Genomic DNA, 19,740 nt, shown 5'->3' on the forward strand with positions numbered 1-19,740 from the left:
CCACACCGTTCACAACGACACCGCCTCGTAGAGCTTCCCGATTTCGTCCCGGCCCAGCACGCGCAGCGTGCCCGGCCGCTGATCGCCCAGTGCGACCGGTCCAATGTGGGTGCGCACCAGCGCGGTCACCGGGTGGCCGACCTCGGCCAGCAGGCGGCGCACGATGTGCTTGCGGCCCTCGTGCAGGATCACCTTCACCAGCGACTTGCCCTGGCCGACCTCGAGCACCTGGAAGCGGTCCACCTTGGCGGGGCCGTCCTCCAGCTCGACGCCGTCCTTGAGCAGCTTGCCGACCTCGCGGTTCTTGACCTCACCGTTGACCGTGGCCAGGTAGGTCTTGGACACCTCGAAGGACGGGTGCATGAGCCGGTGCGCGAGATCGCCGTCATTGGTGAGCAGCAGCAGGCCCTCGGTGTCGGCGTCCAGGCGGCCGACGTGGAACAGGCGTTGCCCGGCCGCGATCCGCTCGGCGACGATGTCGCCCACGCAGGGGCGGCCCATCTCGTCGGACATGGTCGACTGCCAGCCCTTGGGCTTGTTCAGCGCCAGGTACACCTGCTCGTCGCGGATCACGACGCGCACGCCGTCGACCCGGACCACCGCGGTCTGCGGGTCGATGCGCAGGCCCTGCTCGCGCACGATCTTGCCGTCGACCTCGATGCGGCCGGCGTCGATCATCTCCTCGGCCGCGCGGCGCGAGGCCACACCGGCCTTGGCGAGCACCTTCTGCAGCCGCTCGCCCTCGCCCCAGGGGAGTTTCTTCGGGCCCTGCGCGTCGGTGTCCACGTGCTGGCGGCGGGCCGGCTTGGCATTGCTGATCAGGACCGGGGCCACGACCTGCTTGACCGGCTTGGCGGTCTTCTTCTTGGCGGGGGTGTTCGGCGAGGTGTGCGGGGCCAGCGGGCTGCCACCGCCGATCCGGCCGCGCGAGGCGTTGCGGTCCTGGCCGAAACCGGCACGGTCGGCGCCGAATCCGGTGCGGGACTGGCCGCCTCGGCTGTCGCCGCCGCGTCCGCCGCGCGAGTCGGAGCCCCAGTCGCCGCGAGACTGGTTGCCGCGCGCGGAGTTTCCGTACGAGGAGCCGCCCCGCGAGGCCGAGCCACCGCGCGAACCGCCACCGCCCCACTGACTTTCACCGCGCGAGCCGTAGCCTTCGCCGCGCGAGCCGTAGCCTTCGCCGCGCGAGCTGTAGCCTTCGCCGCGCGAGCTGTAGCCTTCGCCCCGCGAGCTGTAGCCTTCGCCCCGCGAGCCGTAACCTTCGCCGCGCGAGCCGGAACCGCCGCGGGATCCGCCCCGGGAGTCGCCGTACGCGCCGCCGCGGGATCCGCCGGAGCGCGAGTCATAGGACCCGCTGCCGCCGCGTCCGCCGCCGTACGAGCCGCTGCCGCCGCGCGATTCGCCCGCGCCACCGCGGGCATTGCCATACGAGCTGCCGCCGCGCGCGGACCGGTCGTCTCCGGTCCGGCCGCGGGCGGCCCGGGAACCGCCGCGGGGCGGCGGTTCACTGCCACGTTTCCTACGATCCGGTGTGCCATCTCGGCGAGCGGGTGTATTCACGTTGTCCTGTTTCAGTCATCGGTGCCGAGGTTGATATCAGCCTCGGCCGGTTTCTTCAGCCTGGTGTACCGGGGGTCGGTGTCCAGGCTCTCGTTGATCTCGTCGATCAGATCGACGCCCGGGAGCAGCGGGGCCAACGGCGGCAGATCCGCCAGTGACGCAAGTCCGATCCGTTCCAGGAACAGCTCGGTGGTGATGTACAGAGTGCCGTTGGTCTCCGGGTCCGCTCCGGCCTCCGCGATCAGGCCCCGCGCCAGCAGGGTCCGGATCACGCCATCCACGTTGACACCGCGCACCGCACTCACGCGTGCTCGGGTAACCGGTTGACGGTACGCGATGACCGCCAGGGTTTCCAAAGCGGCGCGTGTGAGCTTCGATCGTGCGCCGTCCAACAGCATACGTTCCACGTAGGGGGCGAATTCAGTCCGTGTGTAATAACGCCACCCGTCGCCCACGTATCTGAGATCCATGCCACTGCGCCGCGCGGTCAGCTCCGCGGACATCTCCCGCAGCGCGGTCTCCACCCGGATCGGATGATCCCGCAGCGCCGACGCTAGCAGTTCCACCGGTGCGGGCGCGTCGACCACGAGCAGCATCGCCTCGAGCGCGGACCGGAACTCGTCCTCGGTGAGCTCGTCCTCGTCGTCGAACTCCTGCGGATCGACCGGGAGCGCAGCCGGCGCGGCAGCTTCGGCCGCCGGCGCGGGGTCCGCGGCGTCGGATGCCGTGACTTCGGATTCGGAGCGTGTGATCTCCACCGCCGCGCCTGTGACTTCAGGCTCGGCCAACTCGGCCGCGGGCGTTGCCGGTCCGGCGCCGGACGCCGCGATGTCGGCCACGAGGGGCGTGATCGCCGCCGCTGACTCGGCGGCCTCACTCGCGGGCTCGGTGACTTCGGACTCCGGTTCCGTGATCGCTGCCCGCTCGGCGGCACCGGCGGCCGACTCGCCGGCGGCCGGGCCGCTCGCGGCCGGGTCCTGCGCGTCGTCACCCAAGTTCTGCACCTCGGTCACCCGTAGTCCTCTTCAATCGTCACCGGTTGGGCGGGTTGGTCTTCGAGCTCGCCGATCCAGCTGATGGACAGCGGGCCCAGGGGGTCGGGCTGGTCGAACTCGATGGTCTTGCCCCGGTAGAGCTCGAGCAGGGCGAGGAAGCGGGCCACGATCTGGATGGGTAGTTCGCAGTCGGCGCAGAGTTCGTGGAAGGTCGTCCAGCCGCCCGCGCCACGGCTTTTCAGCATCTCCAGCACGAGTGCGGCCTGTTCGGCGATCGAAATCGTGTGGGCGTGGATGTGATCCAGTCCCACCTTCGGTTTCGGACGCGGCCGGAACACGGTGGCGGCGACTTCGGCGAACCCCGCGGCGTCCACCCCCAGCGTAACCTCGGGCAGCAGCTCCAGATACCGCTCCTCCAGCGACACCGCGCGCGGATAGCGCTGCAGCGCGGCCGCCTCCAACTCGCCCAGCAGGGCCGCGACCTGTTTGAAGGCGCGGTACTGCAGCAGTCGCGCGAACAGCAGGTCGCGCGCTTCGAGCAGTTCCAGGTCCTCCTCGTCGGAGACCTCGCCGGAGGGCAGCAGCCGGGCCGCCTTCAGGTCGAGCAGTGTGGCCGCGATGAGCAGGAATTCGGTGGTCTGGTCGAGGACCTTGTCCGCCCGCAGCCCCTTCTCCTCCGACAGCCGGGCGGTGAGCGCCTTGGTGTGGACGATGAATTCGTCGGTGACCTTGTGCAGCGCGATTTCGGTGACGTCGAGGCGTCGTGAGCTGATCAGCTGCAGCAACAGGTCGAACGGGCCCTCGAAGTTGGCGAGTTTCAGGTGAAACTTGCCCGCTGAGTCTGGATTGTCCGGTACTGCGGCATCGTCCGAGGAAGCGGCGGTGTCCGTACCGGCGGACCCGGCGATATCGGCCAGGACCGACGAGTCCGCGCCGTCTGCGGGCAGCACCGAATCCGCCTCCGCCGGATCGTGCTCGGACGAAGGTTCGAGAGGATCGCTCAACGGCCCGACCGCTGGATGACTTCCCGGGCCATGGCTCGATAGGCTTCAGCGCCACCGGATTTCGGCGCCCAGGTGGTGATGGGTTCACCGGCGACGCTGGCGTCCGGGAAGCGGACGGTCCGCGAGATCACGGTGTCGTACACGAGGTCGCCGAACACCTCGACCACGCGCGTCATGACCTGACGGGAATGCAATAGGCGGGCATCGAACATGGTCACCACGATGCCGTACAGGGTCAGCTCCGGATTCAGCCGGTCCCGCACCTTCTCCACGGTGTCGTTGAGCAGGGCCAGGCCGCGCAGCGAGAAGTATTCGCACTCCATGGGAATGATGACGCCGTCGGCGCAGGCCAGCGCGTTCACGGTGAGCAGGCCCAGGGAGGGCTGGCAGTCGATGAGGATGTAGTCGTAGCGGTCGCGCAGCGGCGCGATGGCCCGGCCGAGGGTCTGCTCGCGGCCGACCTCGTTGACGAGCTGGATCTCGGCGGCCGACAGGTCGATATTGCTGGGCAGCAGATCCATGCCCTCGACCTTGGTGTTCATCAGCACGTCGTCGACATTGACCTTGCCGGGGCCGACGAGCAGGTTGTGCACGGTGACGTCCAGATCATGGTGCGCCACACCGAGTCCCGCCGACAGCGCGCCCTGCGGATCGAGGTCGACGAGCAGGACCTTGCGCCCGTATTCCGCCAGCGCCGCACCGAGATTGATGGTCGAGGTGGTCTTGCCGACGCCACCCTTCTGATTGCACATGGCGACGATGAGGGCAGGACCGGTGTGGTCGGCTTCGAGCGGCACGGGGATCTCGCGCACCGGGCGTCCGGTCGGACCGACTTCCCGACCGTCGTGCACCACATCGGGTGCCTCCCACAGTGTTTGCGCGGCGGTTTCGATCCGCTGGCCCGCACCACCGGTAGTCGTCACGTCCGCTGCTCCTTCGACGTTCCTGCCCTTGCTCCGTCCACCGGCCTGCCGTGGACGACGCGCCCGGCCGCGTGTGCGACCGGGTCCTTCCTAGACGCTACCGCCTGTTCACACCGGACCATCGCTCGGACACGCACCCTAAACCTGCACTTCAGGGCCGGTAAGGGTGTCCTCGCTCGGACTTGTGTCCGGTCAGGGGCATTCTTCGCTTGTGGGACAGGAGGTTACGGCCTATGGACCCGGACTGCGGGGGATCAGCGGGGGTTTCTCCGAATCTCGTCCGATCCGGCCCACCCGATTCCGGTTCCGCTCAGTCGATCCCTACCAGGTGAACCGCCTCCCCTTCACCGCCCAGACACCCCGCCCCCGCGGAGTGATCCGCCATCGACCCTGACAGCGACTGTCCACGATAAGCCCTCGCGCCGCCAAGCGCGACACGGCGGCGCGCGCCGACCACGATGTCAGCGCACCCGCCCGCGCGAGTTCGGCCACCGTCAGCAGACCCCCGGCCGACAGCACCCCCAGCACCGCGAACTCGGCTGCGACACCGTTCCTCACGCGAACCTCACCGCCCGCCGCACGATCGACCGGCGCGGCCACACCGACTCGACATCACAAATCCCCGCCAGCCTCGCCACCGACTCCGCACTCAGATGTTCCGGCGACGGCACAATTACCGCGTCGACATCGATCTCTCGCACCAGATCACCCAGCTCCAACGCGGAGAATTCGGGCACCAGCAGCAGTACGTAGCCGAATCTCCGCGCGAGCCTCCGACATTGCGCGATGTCCCACTCGAAAGCGGGACCGGAGACTTCAGGATCGATATACACCATGGCTGTCGGTTTCGCCCTCATGGCGTCTGCCCCTCTCATCCGCATTACCTATGGTTCGCGGTCGGCAAGGGCAGGAAGGGACAGGAAAGGGACAGTTTTCCCCTCGCGCAACGGGTTACGGCGTCATGCGGACGGGACTACCCTCGGGGCATGGCGAACGTTGGGCAGCGGATCGCGGCGGAACGCAAGATCGCGGGCTTCGGACAGCAGAAGCTCGCGAATCGGGCGGGATACAGCCTCTCCATGCTCAAGGCGGTGGAGCAGGGACGTGAACCTGCGTCGCCGGGATTCATCGCGGCGATCGCGAAGGCGCTCGGCGTCGACCCGGATCGGTTGCAGGGCACGCCGTATGTCGAAACTTTGGGGGAGGACGGGCCGCTCGAGGGGCTCGCGCAATTGCGCACGGTTCTCGCCGAGGGCGCCTACGTCCAGCCCATCGAACCCAGGGGTATGCCGGATCTCCGGGCTGCGATCAGGCAGGTCGAGGCCGAGTTGCGCAACGACCGGACGCGGCGGGCACTGGCCCGGCTCGCGGACCTGATCCGGGAGCTGCACGGTGCGGTTCACGCTGCTGATTCGGGTACGGACCGAGCGCAGGCATATGAACTGCTGTGTGCCGCCTACATTGCTGCTGAAGGCGCGACCTGTCGCCTCGGCTACTCGACGATGACGGCCCTGGTGCTGGACCGATTGGACTGGGCGTCTTCGCATTCCGATGACGCCGGCTATGCGGTCCGCAGCCTGATGAAGCGATCCCGGCTGCTGATGGCGCACGACTCCACCGACGTGGCGATGTCGCTGGTAGAACGTGGTCTGAGCCTGGTTCCCGGCGATGCGGATGGCGAACGGGTACTGCGAGGCTACGGCCATCTGCGGGGTGCGATCGTCGCCGCGCGCGGCCGTCGGCTCGACACGGCCATTGCGCACATCGCCGAGGCGCGGGCCATCGCGCGGCCGATGTCGGGTGAAAGCGATCTGTACACAACGGATTTCGGTCCCGGCAATGTCGAGATCCACGCTTGCGCGATCGAGCTGGAAGCGGGCGATCCGGGCAAGGCGGCCCGCGATGGCGAAAAGCTGCGCCTGCCTGCGGGCATGTCCTCGCCACGAGCGGGTCACCACTGGCAGGACAACGCTCGGGCCTGGTTGATGATCGGCAAGCCGGACAAGGCATTGCTGGCCCTGAACAAGGCGCGGGCAGTCGCGCCCCAACAGACCCGTTTGCATCCCCAGGTGCGAGAGACTCTGCACGGCATCGCCGTAGCGGAGAAGCGGCGGAGTGAGACGCTGGCCGGGTTCGCGTCGTGGCTCGGTACCAGCATCTGAGCGAATGGTAGCCCGCACACCGACTCGTTCCGGCTGGTCGGTTTGGATGCGGTTTTCGCCACCGATCCGGGCCGGCCGCGCCGTAGGGTGATCGACGCCGGGGTGCGGGTAGGGTGCGGGGGAGGTTGCGGGTGCGAAGGGCCGAATGTTGTTTGCGGGAACGGAATTCGCCGGGTATTTGATCGAGCGGCGGCTCGGAGGGGGCGGGATGGGGGAGGTTTTTCTCGCCCGGCATCCGCGATTGCCGCGGCTGGTGGCGATCAAGCTGCTGGCCCGGGAGTTGGTGTCGCAGCGGGAGACCCGGTCCCGGTTCGAGCGGGAGGCCGAGCTGGTGGCCCGGCTGGATCACCCGAATATCGTTGCGGTGCACGACCGGGGCGTCGAGGACGGGCGGCTGTGGATCGCCATGCAGTACGTGGACGGTGGGGACGCGGCATCGCTGGACCCGTGCACGCTGCCCGCGCACGATGCCGTCCAGATCATCGGCGAGACCGCCAAGGCGCTGGACTACGCCCATTCGATGGGCGTGATCCACCGGGATGTGAAGCCGGCCAATATTCTGCTGACCCGCTCGGTGCCGGGGCAGGATCGGCGGATTCTGCTGACGGACTTCGGGATCGGGCGACTGCGCGACGACTCGGCGCAGATCACCCGCACCGGGATGCTGGCGGCGACGATCACCTACGCCTCGCCGGAACAGTTGTCGGGGGCCGCGCTCGACCAGCGCTCGGATCAGTACTCGCTGGCGTGCACGCTGTTCCGGCTGCTCACCGGGTCGACGCCCTACCAGGCCGAGACCGCGGCGGCGGTGATCGCGGGACACCTGCAGCATTCGGCGCCGCGGGTGACCGACCGGCGGCCGGAACTGCCCGCCGCCCTCGATACCGTGCTGGCGCGCGGGCTGGCCAAGCGGCCGGAGGATCGCTTCGACTCCTGCCGCGCGTTCGCCGACGCTGCGCTGCAGGCACTGTCGGACGAGTCCGAGCCCACCGTGCTGCCGCTGCAGGTGGCCGCCGCGTCCCCCGTGACCACGCTGTTCGCGAGTTCCCGGGCGACGACCGGATCGAGCGGCAGCGCGCCGGCGACGATCACCCTGCCACCGGTCGGCGAGCCCACGGTGCTGGACGAGCCGTCGTCCCCACCGGCCCCGCCGCCGCACCGGAGCAACGGGCGGCGCTGGTTTGCCGCCGGTGCGGCCGCGCTGGTCGTCGTGATCGCGACGGCTGCCGGAATCATCTGGGCGACACACTATTCCGGCTCCTCGAAGAGCGCGCCCCCGTCGGGCGCCGGCACCCCGTACGCCGCCGCGTACCCGGGCTTCGTGCCGTTGACGCAGATCAACGCCCTCGGAGACAAGGTCGACTACCCGGTGTCGGTGGAGGATCCGGCGAACGACGGCTGGCTGCCGTGCAAGCCGGTCTCGATCGCCGCCGCGGTGCCCCTGTCCGGGGCCGATACCGACGTGGCACTGGGCCGCACCGTGCTCGGCTCCGTGCGGCTGGCCGTCGACCAGTTCGTGCAGGGTGGTGGCAAGACGTGTCCGGTCACCATCCGGGAGTTCGACACCGCGGGCAGTCAGGCCACCGCGGCGCAGCTCGCCGAGAAGATCGCCGCCGATACCTCGATCGCCGCGGTGATCGGCCCGGCCCTGTCCCGGGAGGTGGTGGCGGCGGGCAAGACGTTCGACGCCGCCGGGCTGTCGTTCCTCACCCCGGTGGCGACGAATCCGCTACTGGCACAGTCGGGTTGGTCCGGTTTCTTCCGTGGCCTCGCCAATGACAATGCGGAGGGACCGGCGCTGGGCCGGTATCTGGCGAACACCGCGCGCTTCTCCCGCGTCTGCGTGGTGCGGGACAGCGGCGGCGGATTCGGCGGCTCGCTGGCGGATTCGGTGACCACCGGGCTCGGCACGGCCGCGCTCACCGCGTGCCAGATCAGCATCGACCCCGACGGCGACTCGGGCGACGCGGTGAACACCATCGCCGCGGCGCACCCGGACGCGGTGTTCTACGCCGGATATCCGAAGGCCGCCGCCGCACTGCTCGCCAAGCTCCGGAACGCCGGCGTCACCGCGACCTACGTGCTCGGCGACGGCAGCTACGATCCCGGCTTCCGGAACGCTGCGGGCCCGGCCGCCACCGGCACCCTGGTCGCCTGCCAGTGCGGGCCGGTCACCGAACGCTTCGCCAGTGAGTATCGGTCCGCCACCGGATCCGCCCCGACCGCGTACGCCGCCGAGGCCTTCGACCTGACCGCGATCGTGTTGCGCGGCATCGTGTCCGGCCACGCGGGGCGCGCCGAATTGCGTGCCTACCTGCACGGCTACAACGGCGACGGCATCGCCCACGCGTACGGCTGGGGCGCGACCGGCGAACTCGGCGACCCCCGGATCTGGCTGTACCGGATCTCCTAATCCTGCTCGACCCGCTCCGGCCGCAGGCGGCGCAGCGCCAGCAGGGCGGCCAGGCATCCGGCGCTGAGAGCGATGGCCGTCCAGGCGGCGCGGTCACCGGATTCGGCGTACCGGTCGGGATACAGCGGGAAGGAATCGCAGCCACGGTATTCCAGCGTCAGCACGGCCGTCGGAATGAACAGGAGGCCCAGCGCCAGCACCGTCGCCGCCGCGTTGCGCGTGGTGACCGTGCCGAAGCTGTATCCGGCCAGCGCGGCGATGGCACAGCTGCCGATCAGCGCGGTCCACGAATCGTCGTGGCGGATACCGGGAGCCAGCAGCGCGAATACCCCGAGGGCGACGATCCCGCCGGCGGCGACGACCGGCGCCGGGCGCAGCAGGCCGGCCGCCAGCCCGAGCGCCATGACCACCAGCAAGGGCACGAGTTTCCAATGCGCCTGGGCCGCAATGGCGGTCGCGCTGCCGGTGGCGGTGAGCGCGATCGCGAGCAGGGTGAGGGAGCCGTCGCGACGCGGCAGCAGCAGCGCGGCGACGGCCGCAGCCACGAGGACCGCGACCGTTCCGGCCACGATGGCCCCGACGCCGGTGGTCGACGTGAGCCGCTCGGTCACCACCGCGCTGGTGGTGACCACGATGGCCGCGGCCAGAACCGGCGCGAAGGGCAGGTTCAACGCCGTGGAATAGGCCGCGGGTCCGGGGCTTGGGCTGAGCAGGAAGCACACTGCCAGCAACACCACGGTCGGCGTGGTGAGCCAGCCCGGCGGCAGATCCACGAAGGCGCGTTCGATCAGCGACCGGGTGCCCTCCTCGGCCGCCACGGTCTCGATGTGCTGGCCCACCAGGACGCCGGTGAGCGCCCCGAGCAGGTATCCGATTGCGGGTGGCCGGTATTCGAGCGCCGCCGCCCCGGCCGCGCCCAGCAGCACGCCCGCCGCGATCGCATCGGTGAAGTTGGCGGTGGCCAGGCTCGCGGAGGTGGCTGCCACCAGCAGGTGGTCGGTGGCCAGCAGCACCGTCGCGGCGGTGGCGGTGCCCCAGGCGACCCGGGTGCCGAACATGCGCACGCACACCGCGGCCAGGACCGCGACGACCGCGCCCGCGGCGGTGGCCCGGGGCACGGTGACGGTCAGCAGCGTCATCTGCAGCGCGGATGAGTCGGTGCCGCACCCGGTGTCGAGGGGCACGATGAGGGCCAGGCCCGCGACCGCGGCGGCGGCGCACCCGCCGACCGTGTCGAGGGCCGCGCGATACCGCTGCACGGGCGGCTCCCAGGGGTCGAAGCAACAGATCAGTTACCGTGCAGTCACGGTAACAGCGTGCGGATTCAGCGGGGTGGACGGCGGGCCGCCCAATCGGCGGCGAAATCACGGAACCGCCGCACGGCCTCCGACGGTGTGGCGGTCGCCGACCAGATCAGCCCGACATCGCGGGACGCGCCCGCGTCGGCCAGCGGGACGAGGGCCAGCCCCGGCGGCATTGGCTCCTCCGCGGGCACCAGCGCGACCCCGAGACCGGCCACCACCAGCCCGGACACTGTCACCAGATCGCTGGACTCGAACACGATGCGCGGCCGGATACCCGCCGCCGCGCACAGTTCGTCGAAGATGCGCCGCATTCCGAATCCCGGATGCATGGTGATGAATTCGGCGTCGGCCAGTTCGGCCAGCCGGATCGGCCGCTGCCCGGTCTTGCCGGACGCGGCCAGCCGATGGTCGGCCGGAACCGCGAGCACCAGCGGCTGATTCAACAGCGTCCGCCAGCCGATGCCGGGCTCGCTGGGCCGCGGCGACACCAACGCCAGATCCGCCTTGCCGTCGAGCACCTGCCGGGTGATGACCTCGGCCGCGCCCTGATACAGCGTGAAGCCGACCCGTCCCGAGCCGCGCCGGAACTCGCCGATCAGCTGCGGGGCCAGCCGGCTGCCGAAGGAATGCAGGAACGACAACCGGACCATTCCCTTGGCCGGATTGATCAGGTCGGCGACGGCCTGCTCCCCTGCGTGCAGTTCGGCCCGGGCGCGGCGGGCGTGCTCGTAGTAGAGGCGGCCGTACTCGTTGAGCCGGATGCGTTTGCCGTGCCGGTCGAACAGCGATGTGCCGAGTCGCTTCTCGAGCCGGGCGAGCATGCGCGAGAGCGTCGGCTGGGCCAGGTGCAGGCGGTCTGCCGCCGCGCTGACATTCTCGGTTTCGGCGAGTGTCGTGAACCACTCCAGATCTGCGCCGAGCACCCCGCCTCCTCGCTATATGTGTTCAGGGCATGATCATTCAAATCATCATGCATTTCCGTTCTAAGCGCCAGCGCCGCACCCTGGATCCCGTCCCCGCACCGAGAGGATCCGATGACCACCATGCCCGCGCCCACCAGCACGGCTTCGCCGGCAGCGACCAGCAGCGTGAAGCCGGATCCGACCAGTGCCACCGCGTCCGCGGCGACCAGTTCCCCGGCGGAAGCGCCGGCCTCGGCCCTCATGTCGGGCACTGCCGCGGCCGACGCGCCCGATCGATCCGGCGTCGCGCACGAGAAGCGGGTCACCGCGGCTCTTTTCGCTGCCGGGCTGACCACCTTCGCGGCCATGTACTCCACCCAGTCGTTGCTGCCGAGCCTGTCGGCCGCCTTCTCGGTCTCGCCTGCGCAGGCGGCTCTTGCTGTCTCTCTGACCACGGGTTTTCTCGCGCTGGCCATTGTTCCGGCGGGCGCGCTGTCGGCGCGGATCGGCCGGACCCGGGTGATGATCGGATCGGCGGCGGTGGCGTCGGCGCTGGGTCTGCTGCTGCCACTGTGCCCGACTCTCGACACGCTGCTGGTGGTGCGAGCGGTGCAGGGCATCGCATTGGCGGGCGTGCCCGCGGTGGCCATGGCGTATCTCGCCGAGGAGATCGGGGCGGCCGGGCTCGGCGCGGCCATGGGCGTCTACATCGCCGGCACCACGATCGGCGGTCTGGCGGGACGGCTGATTCCCTCGCTCGCCCTCGGGCTGTCCTCGTGGCGCTGGGCGGAACTGGCGGTCTCGCTGGCCGCCGCCGCGTGCACGGTCTGGTTCGCGCGCACCCTGCCGGCCTCGCGCGGATTCTCCGCCCGCCCGGCCGGTTTCGGCACCATGCTCGGCGATCTCGCGGCGCAGTTGCGGCATCGCGGCCTGATCGCGCTGTTCGGTCTGGCTTTCCTGCTGATGGGCAGCTTCGTGTCGGTCTACAACTTCCTGGGCTACCGGCTCACCCATCGGCCCTTCGAATTGCCCGCGGCCCTGGCCGGATCGGTGTTCGTGCTGTATCTGGCCGGCACGGTCGCCTCCGCCTATACCGGCCGGCTGGCCGATCGCCGCGGCCACGCGCGCGTGCTCACCGCCGCGGTCGCGTTGATGGCCGCCGGGGTGCTGATCACCATCCCGGACCACCTGACCACGGTGCTGATCGGCGTCCTGCTGTTCACCACCGGGTTCTTCGCCGCGCACACCACGGCCAGCGCCTGGGTGGGGACGCTGGCCGAAAACCGCGGCGCCGCATCGTCTCTCTATATGTTCGCGTACTACCTGGGCAGCGCGGTGGTCGGCAGCGCGGCCGGGATCGCCTACGCGGCGGGCGGCTGGGCCGGCCTGGTGCTGTGTGTGGCAGGGCTTTTCGTGCTCGCCGCGCTGCTGGTGGCGTCGCTCGTCACGGCCGGCCGGCCGGCGCGGGATCGGCGTTGAGATCCGCTCCCGTATCGGTGTCGAGGGCCGTCCCCGCGCCGGTGCACGCGGGATCGGCGCTGTCCTCGGTGATCTCGGCGCAGGCGGGCGGCGCGATCGGGCTGCCGGCGTGCTGCTCGACGACGACCGGCGCCGGCGTCCGCCCGGACGGACCGGCGACGGCCGCGGGCAGCGCGCCGTATACGAAAGCGGTGGCCAGCCCGGCCAGTACGACGACCATCGCGCTCGCCACCAGGGTGGGGCGGACGGCGGGGGACACACGGGGCGAGGCGATCACGGCCATGACGACGATGCACCCATCTCTCACCGCGTCGTAACGCGAACCCGAAACCCGCACCTGCCGTGCGGGCATGAGGCAATGTTCGGGTCCGGTGCGGGCCAGGTCAAGCGGTGGCGGCCGCGTTAGCGCGATGTTTACGCATGCTCGGACACCGTGACCGATTTCCTCAGCGCCCGGGGCGGTCGGGCGACTTCCCGGTGCGGCTGTCGATGAACACCTGGTACCCGTCCAGTAGCCGGTCCAGCGCGAAGCCGAAATCGCCTTCCTCCCAGTGCACTTCGTCATTGTCGAAGGCGCGATTGGTCAACGCGCTGTGCACGGCGGGAAAGCGCTGGGGATCGAGCACTTCGGTGAGGACGCGGGTGAAGTCGCTGTCCTCCGTGTCCGGCTGGATGGTGTCACGCAGGAAGCGGGTGCGGCCGATCACGTAGATCGAAAGGTTCACCAGCAGCTGCAATTTGAGCGCCTCCGGGATCTCGACCTCGGCCAGCGCCCCCATGCCCGCCTCGAGCCAGATCATATTGTTCGGGCCGCGCGGGGGAGAGGTCATCGGGATGTCCAGCCACCAGTCGTGGGCGCGGATGGCCCGGAATTCGGCCCAGGCCCAGGCTTCCAGCCCGGTGCGCCAGTCGCCGGCGGGCAGGTCCGGCCGGATGGCGAAGATGCGGTCGTGCAGCAGTTCGGCCAGCGTGTCCTTGCTGTCGACATACCGGTAGAGCGACATGGTGGTGTAGCCGAGCTCCTTGGCGACGCGGGCCATGGACAGCGCGCCGTAGCCGTCGGCGTCGGCCACGGCCATGGCGGTCTCGACGATCTGCTCCAGACTCAGTCCGCGTTTGGGTCCGCGGCTGCCCGTGCTGTCCAGATCCCACAGCAGCTGGACCGACTTGGGTAGCGCTCGCTCATCGGGCGACTTCAATCCGACCTCCTGTCGTGGTGTCGGTTCCTATCTTGCGCCATCCTAGAAACTGTGTAGCCTATAAACGAAGTGTATGCCATATACAGTTTTCGAACGGGGGTTCACCCATGACGACATCCAGAACCGGTCCGGCCATCGAGATCACCGGGCTCACCAAATCCTTCGGCGACCAGCCGGTGCTCCGCGGCATCGATGTGACCGTGCCCGCCGGGACGGTCTTCGCCCTGCTCGGCCCGAACGGCGCCGGCAAGACCACCGTGGTCCGCATCCTCACCACCCTGAACCGGCCCGATGGGGGAGAGGTGCGGGTGGGCGGCCATGATCCGGTGCGTGAGCCGGACGCGGTGCGTGCTGCCATCGGGGTCACCGGGCAGTTCGCCGCGGTGGACGAGGTCCTCACCGGCGCCGAGAATCTCCGCCTCGTGGGGCGGCTGCTGCGGCTGGGTTCCAGCGAAACTGCCGGGCGCACAGCGCAATTGCTGGAGCAGTTCGATCTCACCGATGCCGCGGGCAAGCGCGCGGGCTCCTATTCCGGTGGGATGCGCCGCCGCCTCGACATCGCCATGAGCCTGATGAGGCGGCCCCGCATCGTGTTCCTCGACGAGCCCACCACCGGCCTGGACCCGCGCAGCCGCCGCGAACTGTGGCGGGTGATCCGCGACCTGGTCGCCGACGGCGTGACCATCTTCCTCACCACCCAGTATCTGGAGGAGGCCGACCAATTGGCCGATCGGATCGCGGTTCTCGACGCCGGGCGCATCGTCGCCGAGGGCAGCGCCGCGGAGCTGAAGCGGCTGGCGCCCGGCGGGCACCTGCGGCTCGGCTTCGCCGACGAGCACGGTCTGGCGGCGGCCGCCCGCGCGCTGCCCGAGGCCGAGCTGGACCGCGAGCAGCTGTCGCTGCGGGTGCCCTCGGACGGCAGCGTCGGTGACATCCGCAAACTGCTCGACCATTTCGACGATCACGCCGTGTCCATCGGCGAATTGGCCATCCACACACCAGATCTCGACGATGTCTTCTTCGCCCTGACGGGTGCGACCGTGAAAGGCGCGGTGTCATGAGCGCTCTCGTCCATTCCGTCCAGGACTCCGCCACCATGGTGGGTCGCAATCTGCGCCACACCCTGCGCAGCCCGGACACCATGATCATGACCATCGCGGTGCCGGTGACCATCCTGCTCATGTTCGTCTACGTCTTCGGCGGCGCGATGAACGTCGGCGGCTCCTACATCGACTACGTGGTCCCCGGAATCCTGTTGCTGTGCGCGGGTTTCGGCTCGGGCGCCACCGCGGTGGCGGTGGCAACCGACCTGCACACCGGCATCGTGGACCGCTTCCGGGCCATGGCGGTCTCCCGCGGCGCGGTCCTGACCGGCCACGTCCTGGAAAGCGTTCTGCGCAACCTGGTCACCACCGGCGTGGTGGTGCTGGTGGCCGTGGCCCTCGGCTTCCGGCCGACCGCGAACCCGCTACGCTGGCTCGCGGTGGCGGGCATGCTGGCCTGCTTCGTGCTGGCGCTGTCCTGGGCGGCCGCCGCCCTGGGCCTGCTGGCGTCCAATCCCGAAGCGGCCAACGGCTTCATGTTCATCTTCATGTTCCTGCCCTACGTCAGCAGTGCCTTCGTCCCGACCCACACCCTGCCCACCTGGCTCCGCGGTTTCGCCCAGCACCAGCCCGTCACGTCCATCGCCGAAACCGTCCGCGGCCTGCTCATGGACACCCCGGTAGGCGACTCCGCCCCCACCGCCCTGGCCTGGTGCGCGGCCATCGCCCTGACCGCCTACCTGGCCGCGACCACCCTCTTCCGCCGCCGGACCAGCTGAGATACGTTTACGCCGATATGCGCATCTAGGCATAAATATCCCGTATGTCGGATTCCAGCGCAGCGGACCGAAAAAGCAGGGCGCCAACGACCTTGGTGCCCTGCTTCGATTCGATGCGGGATATCTCAGCGCCGCCGTAGGACGGCGACCAGCAGGGCCGCCAGGGCGAGGAGCAGAATGCCCGAGCCGATCCAGATTTCGGTACGGCTGTACTCCGGAACCTGGTCCGGGACCGTACCGGTGGCGAGCAGGATCGCGCCCAGGTGGCCGGCGGGGCCGGCGAGCGTCACCATGATCGGCACCTCCTTCCGAATCGCCGTGACCCGGATGGCTGTCGCAGGGAACGCCGCGTCATTCGGGGCACTCCCGCCATGGTCGATCCGATCGAGCCGCCGGGCAAGCACCAGCGCGTAAGGATTTCGTCCTGAATTCGTGATGTGCGCGCTCGATCCTTCTTTCGGGTAATGCGTTGCATCTACTGGATCGAGTAGTACGACGGGACATCGTAAGACGAACGTGGCCTGCGGAACCGGAGCGGTCAGATGAATGTTGGGTTTCGCACACTTCCTACCAAGCAAACGCTTGGGGTGTGTAACGTCGATAGTGCAGGAGGACGGTGACGGGCATCTGTCGCAACGCAGCGACGTCCGTACGCTGAACCGGACCGCGTATGCGCGGCCGTCGGAGCTATCAATGGGGATGAGACCCGGGGGCAATCTCAATTCGGCTCGACGTTGTTCGACGACGTGGAGTGTCGCTGCGTGCCGCCCGTCCCCGGCATGGCAATCGACAGGAATGGCTCATGACCGAAACCAAGGTAATTACCGACCCCGACCACCCGCTGCTGCCGCTGGCGCGCGCCTACACCGACTACTTCACCCCGACGGTCACCGGGCTGGAGAATCTGCCCGCGTCCGGCCCGGCCCTGGTCATCGGCAACCACTCGTCCATCTACTGGGCCCCCGAGGTGTGGATCACCTTCATGGCCATGCTGGACCACCGCCCGGGGGAGCCCAGCTACGGAGTCGCGCACGACATCCTTTTGCGCGCACCGATTCTCGGTGACAGCCTGCGCCAGTTCGGCGTCATCGCGGCCTCGCGCGAGTCGGCGGCCAAGGGGCTCAAGGACGGCGGCGCAGTGATGGTGTACCCGGGCGGCGACTGGGAGGCGTGCCGGCCGTGGACCGATCGCGGCAAGATCGACTTCGCCGACCGCAAGGGCTTCGTGCGGCTCGCTCTGGAGATGGGCGTCCCGGTGATCCCGGCGGTCGCCAACGGCGGCCACGACTCGATCTTCGTGCTCAGCCGCGGTGAACGCACCGCGCGCCTGCTGCAGCTCGACAAGCTGTTGCGCGCCAAGGTGTTTCCGTACACCGTCGGCCTGCCCTTCGGTGTCGCGCCGATCCTGCCGCAGCTGCCGCTGCCCGCTTCGGTGACGGTCAGTTTCCTACCGGCATTGGACTGGTCGGTCGAGCCGGGCGATCCCGAGGACGCCGACCTCGTCGACGGGTGCTACACCCGGACGGTCGACACCATGCAGGCCGAGCTGGACCGGCTGCGCGCCGAGACCCCGAACCCGGTGGCGGCCGGTATCAAGAAGCATGTCGCCGGACTGCCCGGCCCGCTGAAGGGTCTGGCCGACCTGCTGTAGACCGGCGGTTCCGCTCGAGGGGGACAGTGGATTTCGTCGCATGAGCCCGCGTGGATGCCGGGAGCGGACCTCGGTGCCGCATCCGGCATCCGCCTCCGGCGTCCGGCTGTGTCGCGGACGATGCTGAGTGGTAACGCTTTACCGTCGGCGATGGTGCGTATTACACTTTTCTCGGTTCAGATCACCTTTCGCTCATTGGCTGAAGACTAACGGGATCGGGTCTGCGCGCTTCCGGCGCAGCGCTGAAACGCATTGGCGTACATCGTTTTCGATTACACGGATTGATCAGACAGCTCACGGCGACATCGCGTGGGTTCGATTGCGCGCAGGGGGTAGTCGGAACATGGTCGGGCTGCTTACAGGTTTCGGGTGTTCGGGCCGGCCGGTGGAACCGCCGCGGCCGACGGGCATCGTCCCGCTCACACCGGGTTCCGGCTTCGATCCGGACGAACGTCCGTACGTCGAGCGACCCCGCGGGTGCCCGCGCCGGCGCGGCAGGTATTGCGCGCGCTCGCCGAACAGCTCACCGATACCGACAGCTGAGAGTGCAATTCGATTGCGTCAGCGCGCCCGCAGCACCCCGAAATTCCGGGAGCCCGATCGGTCGCGGGATTCTGCCGCTTCATAACCGCTTGTCGCGCAAGAATTCCTATTCCCGGACCGGGGGCCGCTCGTGCAGCCGTTTCAGTTGCCCGATTTCTGCATGCCTTTTCCGGCGTGCCTGGATCCTCATCTGGACAAGGCCCGTGCCCACCGTGGGCGCAGGCCATGCGATTGATGGAACTGCCACAGGGACAACAGATCTGGAGCTGCAAGGACCTCACCGGCACGATTACGGGCCGCTGTGCGCCTACGCCCATCTCGACACCGATTCCACCCCACTGGATCTGATCACCGACTGGTACACGCGGGTCTTCTGTTTCGACGACCACTTCCTGGAGGTGTACAAGCGGCCACGCAATATCAAGGGTGGACCCCGATGCCACCGAGGATCAGCTCTTCGCCACCTGCCGCCCACGGTCGCCGGGCACCGCGTGCTCGCCGACCTGGAACACATGCTCATGGAATTCCCCTCGAGCACAGAAAGAAGCGTCCCTATGACCGTGACCGCTTTCGTTCCCCCCGTGCACCGCTCCGCCGAAATCCTGGCGCAGGCCCGGACCGTGCTCGACCCGGTGCTGCGCGACGCGGTGCGGACGCTGCCGGAACCCATGCAGCGCATGGCCGGATACCACTTCGGCTGGTGCGACGAGCACGGTGCCGCCACCCACGGCGAATCCGGCAAGATGCTGCGTCCCGCCCTGGCCACCTCCGCCGCCATCGCCTGCGACGGCCTGCCCGCCGAGGCCGCCGGCGCGGCCGCCGCCGTCGAGCTGATCCACAATTTCACCCTGCTCCACGACGACGTCATGGACCTCGACGCGGTCCGCCACGGCCGCCCCACCGTCTGGAAGGTCTGGGGCGTCCCCGACGCCGTGCTGCTCGGCGACGCCCTGCACGCGCTGGCGGTGAATGTCCTTGCGGCGGTATTGCCCCCGGCCGCCGCCATCGCCGCCATCGACCGGCTCGAGGCCACCGTCACCGAGATGTGCCGTGGCCAGTACGAGGACTGTCACGCCGACGCCGCCCAGGCCGGCGCTGCCGGATGGGAGCGCATGGCCATGGGCAAGACCGGCGCCCTGCTCGGCTGCGCGTGCGCGCTGGGCGCGCTGAGCGCGGGCGCCAATGCCGAAACCGTCACCATCTTCGAGTATTTCGGGCGAAACCTCGGGGTAGCGTTCCAGGCCGTCGACGACCTGCTCGGCATCTGGGGCGATCCCACGCACAGCGGCAAGCCCGCCGGGGACCTGGCCCGGCGCAAGCGCTCACTGCCGGTCGTGCTGGCCCTGGAGTCCGGCACCGAGGCCGGACGGGCGCTGGCCGCCTTCTGCGCCGCGACCACCCCGCCGTCGGCCGACGAGATCGACCGCGCCGCGACGTTGGTCGCGCAGGCGGGCGGACGGCGCGGCGCGGAACGGCTGGCGCAGCAGCGCATTCGCGCGGCGGTGGCGGCACTGCCGCACCGGCCCGGGTGCGGCGATCTGCTCACCCTCGCCTATCTCGTCGCCCATCGGAACAGGTGACGAAGGAGTGCGTTTCCCATGACCGCACAGCGAAATTTCGTGGGAAACCGCAAGGGACAGCTGCTCGTTCGCGGCCGCGTGGTGCGGATCGTGGCCGAACACCCGATCGTCGAGGCGCTGCTCGCCGAAGCGGCCGCCCGCACCGAGAACACCGGATCGGAGGACCCCCAGTGAGCACCCCCACGATCGCCGCATCCATGCTCGAC

At 69.3% G+C, this 19,740-nt stretch carries 19 protein-coding genes; 8 read left to right on the plus strand and 11 right to left on the minus strand.

Features of this window, described 5'->3' with window-relative positions:
* Positions 1-9: 9 nt before the first annotated feature.
* The 6 genes from ON33_RS44590 to ON33_RS34790 all read right to left on the minus strand — a co-directional run bounded on the left by ON33_RS44590 (position 10) and on the right by ON33_RS34790 (position 5,315).
* Positions 10-1,557: a pseudouridine synthase gene (locus ON33_RS44590; RefSeq protein WP_373281083.1), complete on the minus strand. Its 1,548-nt coding sequence runs from the start codon at positions 1,555-1,557 to the stop codon at positions 10-12.
* An 11-nt stretch (positions 1,558-1,568) separates the two neighbouring features.
* On the minus strand, positions 1,569-2,345 hold the full coding sequence (gene scpB / locus ON33_RS34770) for an SMC-Scp complex subunit ScpB (RefSeq protein WP_373281086.1): 777 nt from the start codon (positions 2,343-2,345) through the stop codon (positions 1,569-1,571).
* Between the two features lie 221 nt (positions 2,346-2,566).
* On the minus strand, positions 2,567-3,469 hold the full coding sequence (locus tag ON33_RS34775) for a segregation and condensation protein A (protein ID WP_051153366.1): 903 nt from the start codon (positions 3,467-3,469) through the stop codon (positions 2,567-2,569).
* An 83-nt stretch (positions 3,470-3,552) separates the two neighbouring features.
* Positions 3,553-4,449, minus strand: a complete 897-nt coding sequence (locus tag ON33_RS34780) for a ParA family protein (RefSeq protein WP_040863511.1) — start codon at positions 4,447-4,449, stop codon at positions 3,553-3,555.
* Between the two features lie 351 nt (positions 4,450-4,800).
* Positions 4,801-5,079, minus strand: a complete 279-nt coding sequence (locus ON33_RS44595; protein ID WP_373281084.1) for a MarR family transcriptional regulator — start codon at positions 5,077-5,079, stop codon at positions 4,801-4,803.
* Positions 5,034-5,315, minus strand: coding sequence for a hypothetical protein (locus ON33_RS34790; protein WP_051153342.1), 282 nt, complete (start codon positions 5,313-5,315; stop codon positions 5,034-5,036). Before ON33_RS34790 ends, ON33_RS44595 begins: the two co-directional genes overlap by 46 nt.
* 150 nt (positions 5,316-5,465) lie before the next feature.
* On the opposite strand from ON33_RS34790, the gene ON33_RS34795 reads away from it, so the two are divergent.
* Positions 5,466-6,641, plus strand: a complete 1,176-nt coding sequence (locus ON33_RS34795; RefSeq protein ID WP_040863416.1) for a helix-turn-helix domain-containing protein — start codon at positions 5,466-5,468, stop codon at positions 6,639-6,641.
* A 208-nt stretch (positions 6,642-6,849) separates the two neighbouring features.
* A complete protein-coding gene (locus ON33_RS44300) occupies positions 6,850-9,054 on the plus strand; it encodes a bifunctional serine/threonine-protein kinase/ABC transporter substrate-binding protein (RefSeq protein WP_051153343.1) in 2,205 nt (734 codons plus the stop codon).
* On the opposite strand, the gene ON33_RS34810 is transcribed toward ON33_RS44300, so the two are convergent.
* Both ON33_RS34810 and ON33_RS34815 read right to left on the minus strand, forming a co-directional pair.
* Positions 9,051-10,313 (minus strand): hypothetical protein, encoded by a 1,263-nt coding sequence (locus ON33_RS34810; protein ID WP_040863417.1) that lies wholly within the window; start codon positions 10,311-10,313, stop codon positions 9,051-9,053. The two genes, ON33_RS44300 and ON33_RS34810, sit on opposite strands and share 4 nt — an antisense overlap.
* 65 nt (positions 10,314-10,378) lie before the next feature.
* Complete coding sequence (locus ON33_RS34815) at positions 10,379-11,281, minus strand: LysR family transcriptional regulator (RefSeq protein ID WP_040863418.1); 903 nt, start codon at positions 11,279-11,281, stop codon at positions 10,379-10,381.
* Positions 11,282-11,521: 240 nt separating this feature from the next.
* Here ON33_RS34815 and ON33_RS34820 point away from each other — a divergent pair, with 240 nt between their 5' ends.
* Positions 11,522-12,739, plus strand: a complete 1,218-nt coding sequence (locus ON33_RS34820) for an MFS transporter (RefSeq protein WP_051153367.1) — start codon at positions 11,522-11,524, stop codon at positions 12,737-12,739.
* Here ON33_RS34820 and ON33_RS34825 read toward each other — a convergent pair.
* Both ON33_RS34825 and ON33_RS34830 read right to left on the minus strand, forming a co-directional pair.
* Entirely contained in the window at positions 12,705-13,091 is a 387-nt protein-coding gene (locus ON33_RS34825) for a hypothetical protein (RefSeq protein WP_040863419.1), read from the minus strand. The genes ON33_RS34820 and ON33_RS34825 overlap by 35 nt on opposite strands.
* Positions 13,092-13,185: 94 nt before the next feature.
* Complete coding sequence (locus ON33_RS34830; protein WP_040863420.1) at positions 13,186-13,938, minus strand: TetR/AcrR family transcriptional regulator; 753 nt, start codon at positions 13,936-13,938, stop codon at positions 13,186-13,188.
* Positions 13,939-14,045: 107 nt separating this feature from the next.
* Between ON33_RS34830 and ON33_RS34835 the strand changes: the two genes are divergently transcribed.
* On the plus strand, positions 14,046-14,999 hold the full coding sequence (locus ON33_RS34835) for a daunorubicin resistance protein DrrA family ABC transporter ATP-binding protein (RefSeq protein ID WP_040863421.1): 954 nt from the start codon (positions 14,046-14,048) through the stop codon (positions 14,997-14,999).
* Entirely contained in the window at positions 14,996-15,760 is a 765-nt protein-coding gene (locus tag ON33_RS34840; protein ID WP_040863422.1) for an ABC transporter permease, read from the plus strand. Before ON33_RS34835 ends, ON33_RS34840 begins: the two co-directional genes overlap by 4 nt.
* Positions 15,761-15,885: 125 nt before the next feature.
* On the opposite strand, the gene ON33_RS42070 is transcribed toward ON33_RS34840, so the two are convergent.
* Positions 15,886-16,053: a hypothetical protein gene (locus tag ON33_RS42070; RefSeq protein ID WP_157184902.1), complete on the minus strand. Its 168-nt coding sequence runs from the start codon at positions 16,051-16,053 to the stop codon at positions 15,886-15,888.
* Between the two features lie 509 nt (positions 16,054-16,562).
* Between ON33_RS42070 and ON33_RS34850 the strand changes: the two genes are divergently transcribed.
* The 3 genes from ON33_RS34850 (at position 16,563) to ON33_RS42075 (ending at position 19,708) form a co-directional block, all read left to right on the plus strand.
* The gene (locus ON33_RS34850) at positions 16,563-17,411 is read left to right on the plus strand and encodes a lysophospholipid acyltransferase family protein (protein ID WP_051153344.1); all 849 of its coding nucleotides are present in this window, start codon (positions 16,563-16,565) and stop codon (positions 17,409-17,411) included.
* Between the two features lie 1,097 nt (positions 17,412-18,508).
* Positions 18,509-19,534 carry a polyprenyl synthetase family protein gene (locus tag ON33_RS34855; protein WP_040863424.1) on the plus strand — a complete coding sequence of 342 codons (1,026 nt, stop codon included), beginning with the start codon at positions 18,509-18,511 and terminating at the stop codon, positions 19,532-19,534.
* An 18-nt stretch (positions 19,535-19,552) separates the two neighbouring features.
* Positions 19,553-19,708 carry a hypothetical protein gene (locus ON33_RS42075; protein WP_157184903.1) on the plus strand — a complete coding sequence of 52 codons (156 nt, stop codon included), beginning with the start codon at positions 19,553-19,555 and terminating at the stop codon, positions 19,706-19,708.
* The last annotated feature ends 32 nt before the right edge of the window (positions 19,709-19,740 follow it).

Source organism: Nocardia niigatensis NBRC 100131, from assembly GCF_000308655.1.
Lineage (GTDB): Bacteria > Actinomycetota > Actinomycetes > Mycobacteriales > Mycobacteriaceae > Nocardia > Nocardia niigatensis.

Coding starts and splice junctions, on each gene's coding strand:
- ON33_RS42070 (WP_157184902.1), bottom strand. CDS start 16,053: ATGGTGACGCTCGCCGGCCCCGCCGGCCACCTGGGCGCGATCCTGCTC.
- ON33_RS34840 (WP_040863422.1), top strand. CDS start 14,996: ATGAGCGCTCTCGTCCATTCCGTCCAGGACTCCGCCACCATGGTGGGT.
- ON33_RS34855 (WP_040863424.1), top strand. CDS start 18,509: ATGACCGTGACCGCTTTCGTTCCCCCCGTGCACCGCTCCGCCGAAATC.
- ON33_RS34795 (WP_040863416.1), top strand. CDS start 5,466: ATGGCGAACGTTGGGCAGCGGATCGCGGCGGAACGCAAGATCGCGGGC.
- ON33_RS34835 (WP_040863421.1), top strand. CDS start 14,046: ATGACGACATCCAGAACCGGTCCGGCCATCGAGATCACCGGGCTCACC.
- ON33_RS34790 (WP_051153342.1), bottom strand. CDS start 5,315: ATGGTGTATATCGATCCTGAAGTCTCCGGTCCCGCTTTCGAGTGGGAC.
- ON33_RS42075 (WP_157184903.1), top strand. CDS start 19,553: ATGACCGCACAGCGAAATTTCGTGGGAAACCGCAAGGGACAGCTGCTC.
- ON33_RS34850 (WP_051153344.1), top strand. CDS start 16,563: ATGACCGAAACCAAGGTAATTACCGACCCCGACCACCCGCTGCTGCCG.
- ON33_RS34820 (WP_051153367.1), top strand. CDS start 11,522: ATGTCGGGCACTGCCGCGGCCGACGCGCCCGATCGATCCGGCGTCGCG.
- ON33_RS34825 (WP_040863419.1), bottom strand. CDS start 13,091: ATGCCCGCACGGCAGGTGCGGGTTTCGGGTTCGCGTTACGACGCGGTG.
- ON33_RS44300 (WP_051153343.1), top strand. CDS start 6,850: ATGGGGGAGGTTTTTCTCGCCCGGCATCCGCGATTGCCGCGGCTGGTG.